The sequence below is a fragment of the Ruegeria sp. ANG-R genome (genome assembly GCF_000813985.1).
GTDB lineage: Bacteria > Pseudomonadota > Alphaproteobacteria > Rhodobacterales > Rhodobacteraceae > Ruegeria.
On record NZ_JWLJ01000004.1, the window covers coordinates 83,526 to 97,864 of the forward strand.

General features: G+C 56.2%; 15 protein-coding genes and 1 tRNA gene. 3 read left to right on the forward strand and 13 right to left on the reverse strand.

The window, feature by feature from the left end; genetic code table 11:
* Positions 1–49 precede the first annotated feature (49 nt).
* From RA27_RS12280 to RA27_RS12295, 4 genes are all read right to left on the reverse strand, one after another.
* Entirely contained in the window at positions 50–1,726 is a 1,677-nt protein-coding gene (locus RA27_RS12280; RefSeq protein ID WP_039539244.1) for a sulfatase-like hydrolase/transferase, read from the reverse strand.
* A gap of 15 nt (positions 1,727–1,741) precedes the next feature.
* The gene (gene nqrM / locus RA27_RS12285; protein ID WP_010441352.1) at positions 1,742–1,972 is read right to left on the reverse strand and encodes a (Na+)-NQR maturation NqrM; all 231 of its coding nucleotides are present in this window, start codon (positions 1,970–1,972) and stop codon (positions 1,742–1,744) included.
* A 15-nt stretch (positions 1,973–1,987) separates the two neighbouring features.
* Complete coding sequence (locus RA27_RS12290; RefSeq protein ID WP_039539246.1) at positions 1,988–3,013, reverse strand: FAD:protein FMN transferase; 1,026 nt, start codon at positions 3,011–3,013, stop codon at positions 1,988–1,990.
* A gap of 67 nt (positions 3,014–3,080) precedes the next feature.
* Positions 3,081–3,266 (reverse strand): hypothetical protein, encoded by a 186-nt coding sequence (locus RA27_RS12295; RefSeq protein WP_039539248.1) that lies wholly within the window; start codon positions 3,264–3,266, stop codon positions 3,081–3,083.
* Positions 3,267–3,389: 123 nt separating this feature from the next.
* On the opposite strand from RA27_RS12295, the gene RA27_RS12300 reads away from it, so the two are divergent.
* The gene (locus RA27_RS12300) at positions 3,390–3,914 is read left to right on the forward strand and encodes a CBS domain-containing protein (RefSeq protein ID WP_039539250.1); all 525 of its coding nucleotides are present in this window, start codon (positions 3,390–3,392) and stop codon (positions 3,912–3,914) included.
* Positions 3,915–3,918: 4 nt separating this feature from the next.
* Here the strand turns inward: RA27_RS12300 and RA27_RS12305 are convergent, their stop codons facing one another.
* The 7 genes from RA27_RS12305 to RA27_RS12335 all read right to left on the reverse strand — a co-directional run bounded on the left by RA27_RS12305 (position 3,919) and on the right by RA27_RS12335 (position 10,690).
* Entirely contained in the window at positions 3,919–4,698 is a 780-nt protein-coding gene (locus RA27_RS12305; protein WP_039539252.1) for a metallophosphoesterase family protein, read from the reverse strand.
* A 131-nt stretch (positions 4,699–4,829) separates the two neighbouring features.
* Complete coding sequence (gene nqrF, locus RA27_RS12310) at positions 4,830–6,053, reverse strand: NADH:ubiquinone reductase (Na(+)-transporting) subunit F (protein WP_039539254.1); 1,224 nt, start codon at positions 6,051–6,053, stop codon at positions 4,830–4,832.
* A gap of 10 nt (positions 6,054–6,063) precedes the next feature.
* Complete coding sequence (gene nqrE, locus RA27_RS12315) at positions 6,064–6,672, reverse strand: NADH:ubiquinone reductase (Na(+)-transporting) subunit E (protein ID WP_039539256.1); 609 nt, start codon at positions 6,670–6,672, stop codon at positions 6,064–6,066.
* Positions 6,672–7,325, reverse strand: coding sequence for an NADH:ubiquinone reductase (Na(+)-transporting) subunit D (locus RA27_RS12320; RefSeq protein WP_039539258.1), 654 nt, complete (start codon positions 7,323–7,325; stop codon positions 6,672–6,674). Before RA27_RS12320 ends, nqrE begins: the two co-directional genes overlap by 1 nt.
* Positions 7,325–8,140 (reverse strand): Na(+)-translocating NADH-quinone reductase subunit C, encoded by an 816-nt coding sequence (locus tag RA27_RS12325; protein ID WP_039539259.1) that lies wholly within the window; start codon positions 8,138–8,140, stop codon positions 7,325–7,327. Before RA27_RS12325 ends, RA27_RS12320 begins: the two co-directional genes overlap by 1 nt.
* A complete protein-coding gene (locus RA27_RS12330; RefSeq protein ID WP_039539261.1) occupies positions 8,133–9,341 on the reverse strand; it encodes an NADH:ubiquinone reductase (Na(+)-transporting) subunit B in 1,209 nt (402 codons plus the stop codon). The genes RA27_RS12325 and RA27_RS12330 overlap by 8 nt, the downstream gene beginning before the upstream one ends.
* Positions 9,342–9,346: 5 nt before the next feature.
* On the reverse strand, positions 9,347–10,690 hold the full coding sequence (locus tag RA27_RS12335) for a Na(+)-translocating NADH-quinone reductase subunit A (protein WP_039539263.1): 1,344 nt from the start codon (positions 10,688–10,690) through the stop codon (positions 9,347–9,349).
* A 299-nt stretch (positions 10,691–10,989) separates the two neighbouring features.
* Between RA27_RS12335 and RA27_RS12340 the strand changes: the two genes are divergently transcribed.
* Both RA27_RS12340 and RA27_RS12345 read left to right on the forward strand, forming a co-directional pair.
* Entirely contained in the window at positions 10,990–12,105 is a 1,116-nt protein-coding gene (locus RA27_RS12340; RefSeq protein WP_039539265.1) for an RNA methyltransferase, read from the forward strand.
* Positions 12,106–12,231: 126 nt separating this feature from the next.
* Positions 12,232–12,308: transfer RNA gene (locus RA27_RS12345), tRNA-Pro, on the forward strand.
* Between the two features lie 620 nt (positions 12,309–12,928).
* Here RA27_RS12345 and RA27_RS12350 read toward each other — a convergent pair.
* On the reverse strand, positions 12,929–13,273 hold the full coding sequence (locus RA27_RS12350; RefSeq protein ID WP_039539267.1) for a RidA family protein: 345 nt from the start codon (positions 13,271–13,273) through the stop codon (positions 12,929–12,931).
* Between the two features lie 48 nt (positions 13,274–13,321).
* Positions 13,322–14,338 (reverse strand): D-cysteine desulfhydrase family protein, encoded by a 1,017-nt coding sequence (locus RA27_RS12355; RefSeq protein ID WP_039539269.1) that lies wholly within the window; start codon positions 14,336–14,338, stop codon positions 13,322–13,324.
* Position 14,339 lies beyond the last annotated feature (1 nt).

Below are 14,339 nucleotides of genomic sequence, written 5' to 3' on the forward strand. Positions count from 1 at the left end.
ATCCCAGCCCGCGCAGGGTTGAACCTTGATTACGCCGTTTCGGGCAGAATTAATCTTTCTTGCCCACATAATCACCGTAGGGCCGCGCTTTGCGGTTGCGATATTTGACCGTCAACTCAAGCGGCGTCTCGTTTTCGTCGTAGATGCCGATAATCACCCCGGTGCCCCGGCTTGAACCTCGCATGTCCAGCAGTTGCTGTTCGGAACGGGTTGTGCGCTGCGATTGGCGGCGGGTCCAGGCGAACAGGTGATCGTACATCTGCGTGATTACATCCACGTGGTCCGCGCTTTCGCCCAAATCGATCAGCTCATTCGGATCGTTCTCGAGATCGAACAGAATCGGGCGATGCCCACCCTCGCAGTGGATCAGCTTCCATTTTTTGTTTGCGACCATGAACATAACCGCATCGCGAACTGACGAGTTCAACGCCTGCGCAATGGGCGAGGCCGAATAGTCATACTCGCAGATCACCACATCGCGCGGCGTATGATCGGCCCGCCCGTGCAGAAGAGGCAACAAGGAATGGCCCTCGAGGATATGACCTGTCGGTTCTCCTCCTGCGACCTCCAGAAAAGTGGGGGCGAGATCGATGGACTCGACCAGCGCATCGCAGGTAGTGCCGCGTGTGGCGTCAGCCTCGGGCGATGGGTCATAAATGATCAGAGGCATTCTGGTTGAAGCGTCGTGGAAGAAGGTCTTCTCTCCCATCCAGTGATCGCCCAGAAAATCTCCGTGGTCCGAGGTCAGCACGATCATGGTGTCCTGCATCCGCCCGGTTTGCTCCATCCAGTCGAACAGCCGCCCCATCTGGTCGTCGGCTTGTTTGATCAGACCCATGTAGGCAGGAATGACCGCCTCGCGCACATCGTCGCGTGAGAATGCCTGGCCGATTTTCGTGTCCATGAATGCCTTGAGTACCGGATGTGCATTCTGCCGCTCGGCCTCGGACCGGACGACGGGCAGAACGTGCGCGGGACCATACATCGAGGCATAGGGCTCGGGCACGATATAGGGCCAATGTGGTTTGATATAACTAAGATGGCAGCACCAAGGCCCCTCGTGACTTTCCATGAACTCGATGCCGCGGGTGGTCAAATAGGGTGTTTCGCTGTCTTCCTCGGCAATGTTCGCGGCCTCGGACGAGTTTTTCAGGAACCAACCCGACAGAACGTTGCCCTCTGCATCCAGCCCGGAATTGGCAAAGTCGTGCCACGGGTTGTCGCTCTCATACCCTTTTTCCGCCAGATACTGATTGTACTTCCTGGCACCTTCAGGGTCATAAAACCCATCCGGCCCCTCGGGGCGCATCCCATCGTCCCGCTCGAAGACGTCAAAGCCACATTCCGCCACACGTGCACCGATCAGGCTGTCGGGTTCAAGCCCCAGCCGGGCCATGCCTTCGGCATCGGCGCGCATGTGGGTTTTGCCGACCAACCAGCACTCCATCCCCGCTTTGCGCAGATGATCGCCCATTGTGATCTCCCCGACTTTCAGCGGGATGCCATTCCAGGACGCACCGTGCGAATGCACATACCGACCCGTATAGGTCGACATGCGGGAACTGCCGCAGATCGGGGACTGGATATAGGCACGCGTGAACCGGACGCCCATCGAGGCGAGACGGTCAATATTTGGTGTGTGAAGATGCGGATGTCCGTAGCAGCTGAGGTAGTCCCAGCGCAATTGGTCGAACATAATGAAAAGGATGTTCTTGGCTTTGCTCATGCCAAGAGGGTTATCCTAGCCTTCCATCTGTTGCAGCATCTTTTTCGCGCGCTTGCACTGCAATTGATCCCGCAGCGGGCTGTCGGGGTCGATATCTTTCTGGCAAACAACACATTTGTCGGCACCCGAGATCGCGTTCAGACCACCGCAGCTGCCCTTGATGGTCTTGCCCATCAACATCACACCCAGGGACATTCCGACCATGATGATCAGCAACAACACAAATGCCAGAATAAAGGTGCTCATACCGGTTCCTGCCGATCAGTTGGTCCCCTGCGCATCCTTGAACGCGCTGCTTTGTACGGTGATATACGCTTCTTCGTCGCTTGTCACATCCCGCGAGATAAAAAACACGGCAAGTTTATGTTTCTCGGCGAGTTCCAGACCTCTTTCCTGGCCTAAGGCGAGCATCGCCGTCGCCCAGGCGTCCGCCATCATCGCGTTTTCCGCCAATGCCGTGACAGAGGTTGTCCGGTGGGTGATCGGACGACCCGTTGTCGGATCGATAATGTGCGAATAACGCACGCCGTCCTGTTCGAAGAAGTTCTTGTAATCGCCCGACGTTGCCATGCCCAGATTGTCGAGCGGCACGATCAGCTGTATCCCCTGCGCTCCGGTTTCGGGTTTTTCGATACCGATCTGCCAGCTTTCTCCCTTGTCATTCTGACCCATGGCAACCAGATCGCCGCCGATCTCAACCATATAGTTTTCGATCCCGGCCTCACGCAGCCGTTCGGCAACCGCATCGATGCCGTATCCTTTGGCGATAGCCGACAGGTTGACCCCAACATCTGCGTCTGACTTGGCCAGAGTGCCTGCCGCGCTATCCAGCGTCAGCAGCCGCGCTTGCCCCACCTGCGCCAAGGCTGCCTCGATATCGGCATCGGCAGGAACCGGGTCTTCGGGTTTACGGGGGCCAAAGCCCCACAGCTCGATCAATGGACCCAGAGTAACATCAAATGTACCGTCGGATTTGGCATGAACCTCGTTTGCGGCTTCGATCACGAGCGCAAACTCATCCGACACAGGTATCGGGTCCGTGCTGGTCGAGGCGGAGAATGTCGAAACCTCGGACGCCGGGTCCCAGTTGGACATTTTTGCATTGACCTGCGCCAGTGTCTCCTGAACCGCAGTGCCAAGGGCGGCCTCGTCCAGATCATCGCCAATCGCGGTGATATTGAAGGTTGTGCCCATGGTTTCGCCAGACAGGCGCACCACATCAGGTTCCTTGTCAAACAGGCAGGCTGAAACGAACAGCAGCGAGGCCAGGGCAATCAGAGGGCGCATGGGACAGTCTCCTGGGAGTGTTCTTGCCCGGCATATGCCAGCGGCCCTGATCAGAGTCAAACCGGCGTCAGATCTTCAGCGGCAGAAACGCCAGCGCAACAAGCCCGACGGCGGCCGGGATGCCGAATAACCAAGCGCGCTTTTGCCAGCCCCGAGGCTGCTGTTTCCACGCCATACGAAAATTGTGACCGCATACAACCACGGCAAAAAAGATAAGCGCAGCCACGGGCGGGGTCAGGTACAGGTTGCTCACAGGTATGGAACTCCTTGTAATGTGGCCAAGTTACGCCGGTTTTCGAAATTGTACCCTATACAGGGCCAGTCCCTGCGGTAAGGTAGAAGGTAAGGACACTACCGGTGAAAGAGGAGACCGCCCATGGCCCCAAGCTCTTACCAGCCCCCGACACGTGGCGACAAGGCCGGGTCGGCGACCCGAAGCCAATCAGTCGAAACCAACTTGTCGCATACTCAGACAACCGTTGCGAAGTTGCTGGAAGGCAAAGGGGATGCCGTTTTTTCCGTACGGCCCAATGACACGATTCATTCAGTCGTGGATATCCTGCGCGAAAAACGCATCGGCGCGGTTGTTGTGACGGATCAGAATGGTGCATTGCAGGGCATCCTGTCCGAACGTGATATCGTGCGCCGGATGGCGGAAACGCCCGGTCAGACCCTGCCGCAGTCAGTGGCTGATCTGATGACGACCGAGGTCAAGACCTGCACACCCGAAGATTATCTGAACGACGTTCTGAAAACCATGACAGAAGGCCGGTTTCGCCACATGCCGGTGTTGAGCGACGGCAACCTGCGGGGCGTCATCACCATCGGCGACGTGGTGCATTTCCGGTTGAAAGAACTGGAATACGAAGCCTTGAAGATGAAGCAAATGATCGTCGGTTAGAGGTTTACACGGAGAATTTCGCGATACCGGTACGACCGGCCGAAATAAAACGAACGGTTCCGGTTGAAATTTCTGCGGCTGTAAGCTGATCCGTTAAGAATGCTCCCGTATCTATGGAAATGACATCGTTCTTGATCTGCGGCGTGTCGACAATCGTATGGCCGTGAACAACCCAACGCCCGTCCTTCCGGCGTTTCTCAGGAAACCGCGGATGTCCCCAAAGGCACGTTCTGGCATGTTGTTTGTCGACCTCTTGTGACGGATCAAGCGCGGCGTGAACGACCGTCACATTCCCGCTCGACCAAGTCAGGGGCTGACAAAGCAGCCACTCCAACAGAGGTTGCCCCATCGCTTGCTGCAACTGCTCGGCCACGGTTTCCGGCTCGGAGAGATCGGTATTTGCCAGACCAAAGGAGGCTAACGTTTGGGCGCCGCCGTTATGTAGCCAAACGCGCTCCAATCGCCTCGGATCATTCAGAAAACCGAGCAGCATGTCCTCATGATTGCCTTTCAGGCAGATTGCTCGTTTTTCCGGACCGGTGCTGAGGTGGCGCAGCTGGCGCAGCACATGCGCGCTATAACCTCCCCTGTCGACATAGTCGCCCACAAACACCAGCGGGCAATCATCATCCAGCGCCGGAAGAAGCGTCTGCAAAAGATCGAGCCTGCCGTGTATGTCTCCGATCGCGTAAAACTTTTCTGCAGGCGCCAGTGTGGACAGGTCCACCGCCTGATTGGTCTGCGCTTTCGGCGCGACAAGCCTTTTGATCCAATCAGATAACATGTGTCCTGCTGCCTAGAGCGGTGGAATCAGCGCGGCAATCGTCAAATACAAAGCTCTGGTGCTGGTCGTGCAACCAATGCAGAGCCGAACAAAATTCGGTCGACCCCGTTCCCGGAGCCGACCAATATTTCTTATCCGCCGAAATCGTCCAGCATGATATCTTCGCGATCCACACCCAGATCCAGCAGCATGTTGATGACCGACTGGTTCATGATTGGTGGGCCGCACATGTAGTATTCGCAATCCTCGGGCGCTGGGTGGTTCTTGAGGTATTCTTCGAACAACACGTTATGGATGAAACCGGTATAGCCTTTCCAGTCATCCTCTGGCTGGGCATCCGACAAGGCCACGTGCCAATCGAAATTGTCGAATTCCTCGGCCAGCGTGTCGAAATCCTCGACAAAGAACATCTCTTTTTTCGAGCGCGCACCATACCAGAAGCTGATCTTGCGATTGCGGTTCTCAAGGCGTTTGAGCTGATCGAAGATGTGGCTGCGCATCGGGGCCATGCCAGCGCCGCCACCGATGAAGACCATCTCTTTCTCGGTCTCGCGAGCAAAGAACTCACCGAAGGGACCAGAGATCGTGACCTTGTCGCCCGGTTTCAGGTTAAAGATGTAGGACGACATCTGACCCGGAGGGATGCCCTCGGACCCCGGAGGCGGCGAGGCGACCCGGACGTTAAGCATGATCATGCCCTTCTCATCCGGGTAGTTGGCCATCGAATAGGCACGCTCAATGGGCTCGGCCACAGTGGATTTGTACTGCCACAGATTGAAGCGGTCCCAATCTTCCCGGTATTCTTCTTCGACGTCGAAATCGGTATAGGCCAACTGGTGCGCAGGCGCTTCGATCTGGATGTACCCGCCAGCGCGGAAGTTCACATCTTCGCCTTCGGGCAGGTCCAGTGTCAGAGCTTTGATGAAGGTTGCCACGTTTTCGTTGGAGCGAACGGTGCATTCCCACTTTTTGACGCCGAACACCTCTTCGGGGACTTCGATATCCATATCCTGCTTGACGGCAACCTGACAGGACAGTCGGTCGCCACAAGATGCTTCGCGTTTAGTGATGTGGCTTTCTTCGGTTGGCAGGATTGATCCGCCGCCCGAATGCACCTTGACCCGACATTGCGCACAGGTACCTCCGCCACCACAGGCAGAGGGGACGAACAGTTTCTCGGCTGCCAGTGTTTGCAGCAACTTACCGCCTGCAGGTACGGCGATTGTCTTCTCGCCATTGATGGTGATGTTGACGTTACCGGTCGACACCAGCTTGGAACGGGCCGCCATGATGATGGCCACCAACGCAAGAACGATCAGGGTAAAGAGGATTACGCCAAGGCTAAAAGTTTCCATTGCGCCCTCCTTACAGTTTCACGCCCGAGAAGGACATGAAGGCCATCGCCATCAGTCCCGCGGTGATGAAGGTGATGCCTAGCCCTTGCAGGCCATCGGGAATATCGGAATATTTCAGCTTTTCGCGCACGCCCGCCATTGCGGTGATCGCCAACGCCCAACCAAAACCCGATGAGATACCGTACGTGGCTGCTTCGGCAAAATTGTAATCCCGCTCCACCATGAACAGCGAGCCACCAAGGATGGCACAGTTCACCGTGATCAGAGGCAGGAAGATTCCCAGCGCATTGTAAAGTGGCGGGAAATACTTATCGAGAACCATCTCAAGGATCTGCACCATGGCTGCGATTACGCCGATATACGAGATCAGTCCAAGGAAGGTCAGGTCCACATCCGGGAAACCTGCCCAAGCAAGGGCGCCCGGCTTCAACAGATAGCTCAGCAGCAGGTTATTCGTGGGGACCGTGATCGCCTGCACGACCATGACCGAAATACCCAGACCCAGCGCGGTCGAAATCTTCTTGGATACGGCGATGAAGGTACACATCCCGAGGAAGAAGCTGAGCGCAAGGTTTTCGACAAAGATGGCCTTTACGGCCAGAGAGATAAGCCCTTCCATCAGTGCGCCTCTACCTGCTGGATTTTGTATTCACGTTCTTCAACCTGGTTCGGCTTCCATGTGCGGAAGGCCCAGATCAGCAGGCCAATTACGAAGAAGGCCGACGGCGGCAGCAACAGCAGGCCGTTCGGCACGTACCAGCCGCCGTTGTTCACGGTTTGCAGGATCGTTACGCCGAACAAACTGCCCGAGCCAAACAACTCGCGGATGAAGCCGACCAGCATAAGGATCAGACCGTAACCCAGACCATTGCCGACACCGTCGATGAACGAGGCGACCGGAGGGTTCTTCATGGCAAAGGCTTCAGCGCGGCCCATCACGATACAGTTGGTGATGATCAGACCCACAAAAACCGACAGGGTTTTCGAAATCTGGAAAGCATAGGCTTTCAGGATTTGGTCCACCAGGATCACCAGCGAAGCGATGATGACCATCTGTACGATGATCCGGATCGACCCCGGAATCTGGTTGCGCAACATCGAGATGAACATCGATGCAAAACCGGTCACGAAGGTCACCGCCAACGCCATCACAAAGGCCACCTGCAGCGACGAGGTCACCGCCAATGCAGAACAGATGCCCAGCACCTGCAGGGTGATCGGGTTGTTGTCGACCAGTGGATCGACCAACAGCTCTTTCTTGGTCTGGGACATCAGAGATCTCCTGCTTGCAGTTTGGCCAGGAACGGGCCGTAGCCCGCATCGCCCATCCAGAATCTTACCAGATTATCAACACCAACCGAGGTCAGCGTGGCGCCAGCAAGTGCATCGACGTAAAAGTCGGCACCGGCTGCGGGTTGTGTCTTGGCAACGGTAATTTGCAGATCACCGGCATCGTCACGCAGCTTTTTGCCATTCCAGAGGGCTTTCCAACGCGGGTTGTCAACCTCGGCACCAAGACCCGGGGTTTCGCCATGCTGGTAGAATTGCAAACCATAGATATCGTTGCCGTTATTCTCCAGCGCGATAAAGCCATAAAGCGTGGACCACAGGCCATAGCCGTGCAACGGCAGGATCACCTTGTCCAGCTCACCGGAGTCATCGCGCAGCAGATAGATGACTCGGTATTTAGCCTTGCGACCGATACCCGCTGGGTCATCGTCTAAAGCGATACTCAGTTCCGGATCGTTGGCAGCGGCCTGATCGTCGAAGGTCGCCGGATCGAACTGATCGTCAACGAAGTCGCCGGTCGACAATTCCAGCACATGAGGCTCAAACGCGGCGAACGCTTCGGTCACGTTGATGCCAGGCTTGTAGACACCAGCCACCTGCAGCACGTTGACCTGCTTGTCCTTCAGTTTGTTGGCTTCCTGAACCGGGCGCAGGCTAACCGCCGCAGCAGATACGATCATGGAAGCAACAAGACAGACGGCAACGGCGATAAAGATTGTCTTGCCGACCGAATCCGGCGAGGCCGCCAGGAACCGCGCAATCGCGCCTTTGGGTTCTGGGGATTGCGTATCAGACATGGCGACGCGCCCTCCGTTTAATGTTGGCCTGGACGACGAAATAGTCGATAAGCGGCGCAAAGACGTTTCCGAACAGGATGGCCAGCATCATGCCCTCGGGGAAGGCCGGGTTCACCACACGGATCAACACAACCATGATACCGATTAGCGCACCATAGACATATCGGCCGACATTGGTGTGGCTGGCAGAAACAGGTTCCGTCACCATGAATGCCAGACCGAAGGCGTAACCGCCCAGCACGACGTGCCAGTACCAGGGCATTGCAAACATCGGGTTTGTATCGGAACCGATCAGGTTCAACAGCCATGTGAAGGCAATCGTCCCGGCCAGACATCCCACGATCAGACGATAGTTCGCGATCTTGGTCAGCAACAGGAAGGCCAGACCGATCATGCAAGCCAGCGTCGAGGTCTCGCCAAAACTGCCCTGAATGGTGCCATAGAAGGCGTTCCACCAGGTGATGCCATCAGCGGCCAGTGCCTGATATCCGTCAGCCGCCGAAACCGCCAGCGCGGTTGCGCCCGAGAAGCCGTCAACCGGTGTCCAGACCGAGTCACCCGACATCTGCGCCGGATATGCGAAATAAAGGAATGCACGCCCTACAAGCGCGGGGTTCAGGAAGTTCTTGCCGGTGCCGCCAAAGACTTCCTTCCCGATTACAACACCGAATATGATGCCAAATGCTACCTGCCACAACGGCGTTGTGGCCGGCATGATCAGCGTATAAAGCATTGAGGTTACAAGGAAACCCTCGTTTACCTCATGGCCTCTCACGGTGGCGAAGATGACCTCGAAAATACCGCCTGCGACCAAAGTCACGATATAGATCGGCAGGAAATAGAGCAGCCCATGCGCCACGTTGGCAAAGATGCTGGTTGGGTCCAGCGAGATGCCGAACATCTGCAACAAGGCGATCCGCCAGCCAGTCGCCGACTCCGGACCCAGCGTCGCAATGGCCGAGTTCGCCTGATAGCCGGTGTTCCACATTCCCCATAAAATACATGGGATCGTAGCGATCACGACGTACGTCATGATCCGCTTCATATCCACGTAGGATCGCGCATGGGGGGCGACGGCGGTTACGGTTTTCGGAGTGTAGATGAAGCTTTCCACCATCTCGTAGATGGGGAAATACTTCTCGTACTTGCCGCCTTTGGTAAAGTTCGGCTCGATCCGGTCAAAGAAGCTGCGCAAACCCATTCGGCTCAGCCCTCCTTTTCAATCTTTGTCAGGCAGTCGCGCAGCGCCAGCCCGTATTCATATTTCGCCGGGCAGGCAAAGCCGACAAGACCCAGGTCCTCTTCGTCCAGCTCCAACGCACCCAGCGCCTGAGCGGTGTCGGTGTCCATCACCAGCAACGCGCGCAGCAGCTGCGTAGGCAGATAGTCCTGCGGCATCAATTCCTCGAACGTGCCGGTGGGCACCATGGCGCGCCGTCCGCCATTGAGGTTCGAGGTGAAGGCATAGAGTTTTCGTGCAAAGGCAGAGCCCAGAACCGGCTGAACCGCGAATTTAGACGGCATCGGCCTGATCCAACCCATCGGAATCTGGTCATGATCCTCGCGGATAATGGTGATTTGCCGCGCGAATCTTCCCAGATAAGCGTATGGCCCTTCGGCGTGGCGCCCCGACAGGATCGACCCCGAGATAATCCTGGCCGCGCCATCGACATTCACTTCATCACGGGTCAGATCATCGGTTGAGGCGCCCATGACGGTACGGATCAGGCGCGGTTGCCGTGCTCCCGGACCTGCCAGAGCAATCACGACATTCGGATCAAGATGCCCGGTCTGCATGAGCCGGCCGATTGCGATCACGTCCTGATACCCGATGGTCCACACCTGCTTGTCTGCCGCAATTGGCTCGAGGAAGTGGATGTGGGTCCCAGGCAGCCCGGATGGGTGTGGGCCCGAGAATGCCGCAGCTTCGACTTCGGACAGGTCAGCACCGGGGACAGCATCGCCATCTTTGTGACACAGATAGGTCTTGCCATCGGTCAGCTTAGAAATGGCGGCCACGCCCGACGCGAATGCATCCGATGCGTCACCGATGACCACCGCCGCGTCGGCCGCCAATGGATCGCTGTCCATCGCAGTAACAAATATTGCCGCGGGTTTCGTTCCCGGCGCGGGCATTTTCGAATAGGGCCGTGTACGGAAAGCTGTCCACAGCCCGGCCGCGCAGAGCCTCGCAGTGACGCCCTCGGCGGAGGCGGCATCACCAACGCCTGAGAAATCAACACCTTTATCATTGATATCGGAGACTTCGATCACAACGCTCTGCAAAATACGCCGTGCACCGCGGTTAATGGCGACCACTTTGCCGCTCAGCGGCGCAACCATCATCGCATCGGGCGCATCCTTATGACAAAACAGCGGCGTCCCTCGCCGTACTTCGTCGCCTTCCTGCACCAGCATACGGGGTTTAAGGCCAAGATAATCGCCCCCCAACACGCCAACGCTCGAAAACGCAGGCCCCGGTTGGATGATTTGTTCAGGAGCGCCGTCGACCGGCAGATCCAACCCTTTTTTTAGTTTGAAAGTTTGCATGTCGCTACGTTCTTCCAAGCCTCTGTCCTGCGCCTGCCGCCTACCACCTTACAATGATGGCAAGAAATAACACGAGTTTTCCGATCGGTCCGGTCGTAAAAGCGCCACAAACCGACCAGAATCCGCAAGCGTAATTCCGATCAGGGCTCATTTACGCGGGGATGCGACCAAACGCAAACCCGTTACCGCCCAATCTTGAGCAGGAATGTCACATTCTTATGATTTGGTCGCCCTGTTAAGCGATTTAGCGCCTCAATTTGCATATCGCCCCCGCCGCACATCCGGTGTAAGCAGCCAGAATGGATGACAGCGATAATCTCGAGATATTTCTGATTGCCACGCCGGGTCTCGAAGCGCCGCTTTGCGCTGAAGCGATAGAACGCGGGTTTTCAGACGCCCGAACCGTTGCGGGCGGCGTTGTATGTCGCGGTGGTTGGCGCGAGGTATGGCGCGCCAACCTCGAATTGCGCGGGGCCAATAAGGTTCTCGTCCGTCTGGGCAGTTTTCCTGCAGTGCATTTGGCACAATTGGACAAACGGGCACGCAAGTTCCCATGGGCTGACTATCTGAGAGACGACGTTCCGATAAAGGTCGAAGCAACCAGCCGAAAGTCACGAATCTATCACGCCGGCGCAGCGCGCCAACGTATCGAACGTGCGATATCGGAAACACTTGGCGCGCCAATCTCGCCCGACGGCAGCGTACGCGTGCTGCTTCGCATTGAAAAAGACATCTGCACACTCTCGGTCGACAGCTCCGGTGAACCGCTGCACAAACGCGGTCATAAACCTGCCGTTGCCAAGGCCCCGATGCGCGAGACAATGGCTGCCATGTTCCTCCGCGAATGTGGCTTTGATGGTTCCGAACCCGTTGTGGACCCGATGTGTGGCTCAGGTACGTTCGTGATCGAGGCGGCCGAGATTGCGCTTGGCCTGCACCCCGGGCGGTCACGCCGCTTCGCGTTCGAGGACCTGGCGGGGTTTGACCCGGATGTCTGGCAAGGGATGCGCGCCCGGGCCCATTCGCTTGAAACCGAACTGAAATTCCATGGCTCGGACCGAAATGCCGGAGCTATAGAGGCCTCTACCACCAACGCGAAACACGCAGGCGTGGATCGGATCACCCGATTTCAGCACTGCTCGGTCAGTGACGTCAAACCTCCTGAGGGACCAGCGGGCCTGATCATCGTGAATCCACCTTACGGCGCGCGTATCGGCGATGAAAAGCGTTTGCGCTCGCTTTATGGCAGCTTGGGCAAGGTCTTGGCCCGCCGTTTCAAGGGCTGGCGTGTTGGCATGGTTACGACCACACCCGGACTGGCCCGCGCAACGAGATTGCCATTGCTGTCTCCCGGTCCAATTGTAGATCATGGCGGCACAAAAATCCGCCTCTACCGAACAGACCCGTTGGGGTGATGCGCGTTCAGAACGCCTGTCAGGCATCGTGCTCCATTCCGCCTCCAACCCCAGTGCTTACGTGTACGCAAGCCCAAAATCCCTCTTGCACATCCAAATCACGAGGTATAGATCACCCGCCACGGTCGGAGTGTAGCTCAGCCTGGTAGAGCACTGTCTTCGGGAGGCAGGGGTCGGAGGTTCGAATCCTCTCACTCCGACCATATTTTCCAACAGTTTAGTTGGTCATGAGCCAACGTCGACTTGCAGCAGATCCGGAAATGGTTTCCTACGAAGTTGGAAATTCGGATAGTAGCCGAAGAAAAATCGCTGAGGGGGCGGCCACCCACCTCAACGGCAATGCAGAATTTTCTGCCTTCATAACTTATCAAATTAGCAGCCTGACTTCAATTGAGGGAGTCGCACATGTCTATCCGGATGGCATGAAACAAATATGTATCATCGCCGTTTCCCCGCGCCCTCGCCTTTAAACTAACCTATCATGTTTTGAAGCGTATCTGCATAACATGGCTAGTCTGAGCCGGAATGCCTTATGTGACAATCGAAAAGCTTACAAACACGTCTGTTGAAACTTTGAGAAAGCACTACGACCATCACCGGCCCGATCGTGAAGAGGACCTTTGGAACATACTTGCTCGTTGGTCATCATTTGTTGCGTTCATTGTCAATCGAAGATGCCGAAACTGCCCGATTCGTTAACCGCTTGTTGATCCAGGCACCGTCCGGGCAATGCTCGTCTGCGATCACCTCGCTTAACTGAGGGCTTGTGTCTGCTATACCCAGAATACCGCTCGCCGATCTTGCGAATGCTCTCGGCAGCGGTTCAGTCACAGGCTGCCGTCACAATCATTTCAACCTTCAATATGCTACGGGCAAGTTTGGACTCTCCGCAGGCACGGGCTGGAGCGTGGCCTTCGGGTACCCAGGCGTCCCAAACGGCATTCATCTCGGCAAAATCTGCCATGTCAGCAAGCCATATTTCACATTTCAGAATACGGGTCTTGTCGCTGCCAGCTTTTCTCAAAAGGTCTTCAACCTTAACTAAGATATCGCGTGTTTGTTTAGCTACAGTAGATGCGTCCGATGTCTGGCCGCAAAGATAGGCAACGCCGTTGTGTTTGACGATCCGACTCATGCGTTGGCTGGTTTCGATCCGGGTAATGGTCATGTTTCGAGTTATTCCTGTTAGTGAATTTTATGCGGGTTTTAGGTGGAGCTAAGATAGGTTGTCTATCAACTCGTTCTGATACCCAAAGAGTGCAGGCAACCCACCCGTGTGCAACATGACAACTTTCTGCCCGGGTTGGATTTCTCCAGCACTTACCAAATGCAACAATCCAGCGAAAGTTTTCGCGGAATATACGGGATCGAGGAATATCCCTTCGGTGCGTGCCATCTTGTTTAACGCAGCATGGGTCATTCCACTTAGTTTGCCGTATCCGGGGGGCAGCGCCTCATCCAGAACCTTTATCCTGTCCTGCAGGGGCGCTGCGTTGATATCCAGTAAGTCCGCCAGCTTCTGCAAAACGGTATTCATTCGGGCCTGTTGTTCTTCGCAATTCCGGCGCACGCAGATCCCAAACACAGAAGCATCGCTTTCATCCAAGGCTATCCCTGTCAACAAGCCTCCATGTGTGGCTCCGCTACCCGACGGGACGACGATCGCATCGATATCCTGCATCTGCTGGCACAATTCCTGCCCACCGAGGACATACCCCAAGGCACCCAAGGGCGGATGATTCAGGCCCAGATGAATGACATAAGGTTTGCGCCCTTGCGCCTTCAGTTCGTCGGCATGCGCGTGCAACGCAGCATCCGCACCGGTTTCGTCCTCACCCTCAGGATAGCTCATATGTTCAGCGCCCAAGATCTGTGCCAACAAGACATTCCCGGAACTGTAGTATTCCTCGCCCATATCCGGCACACGTTCTTCCAGTTGCAGTACGGACTGCATTCCTAATTTGGCGGCGGCGGCTGCAGCGGACCGAACAAAGTTGGACTGAACTGCACCGGTAATCAAAATGGTATCGGCGCCTTGCTGAAGTGCATCCCCTAAATAGAACTCGAGCTGCCGCGTTTTGTTTCCACCGAATCCCAGCCCGGTAAGGTCATCGCGTTTCAGCCAAAGGTCGATGCCCAATTCCGAAGACAACCTGTCCAGCCGCTCCAATGGGGTTGGGCCTGACATGAATTGGGCACGAGGAAATCTGTCCAGTTTGTTGTCTTGTGTCATC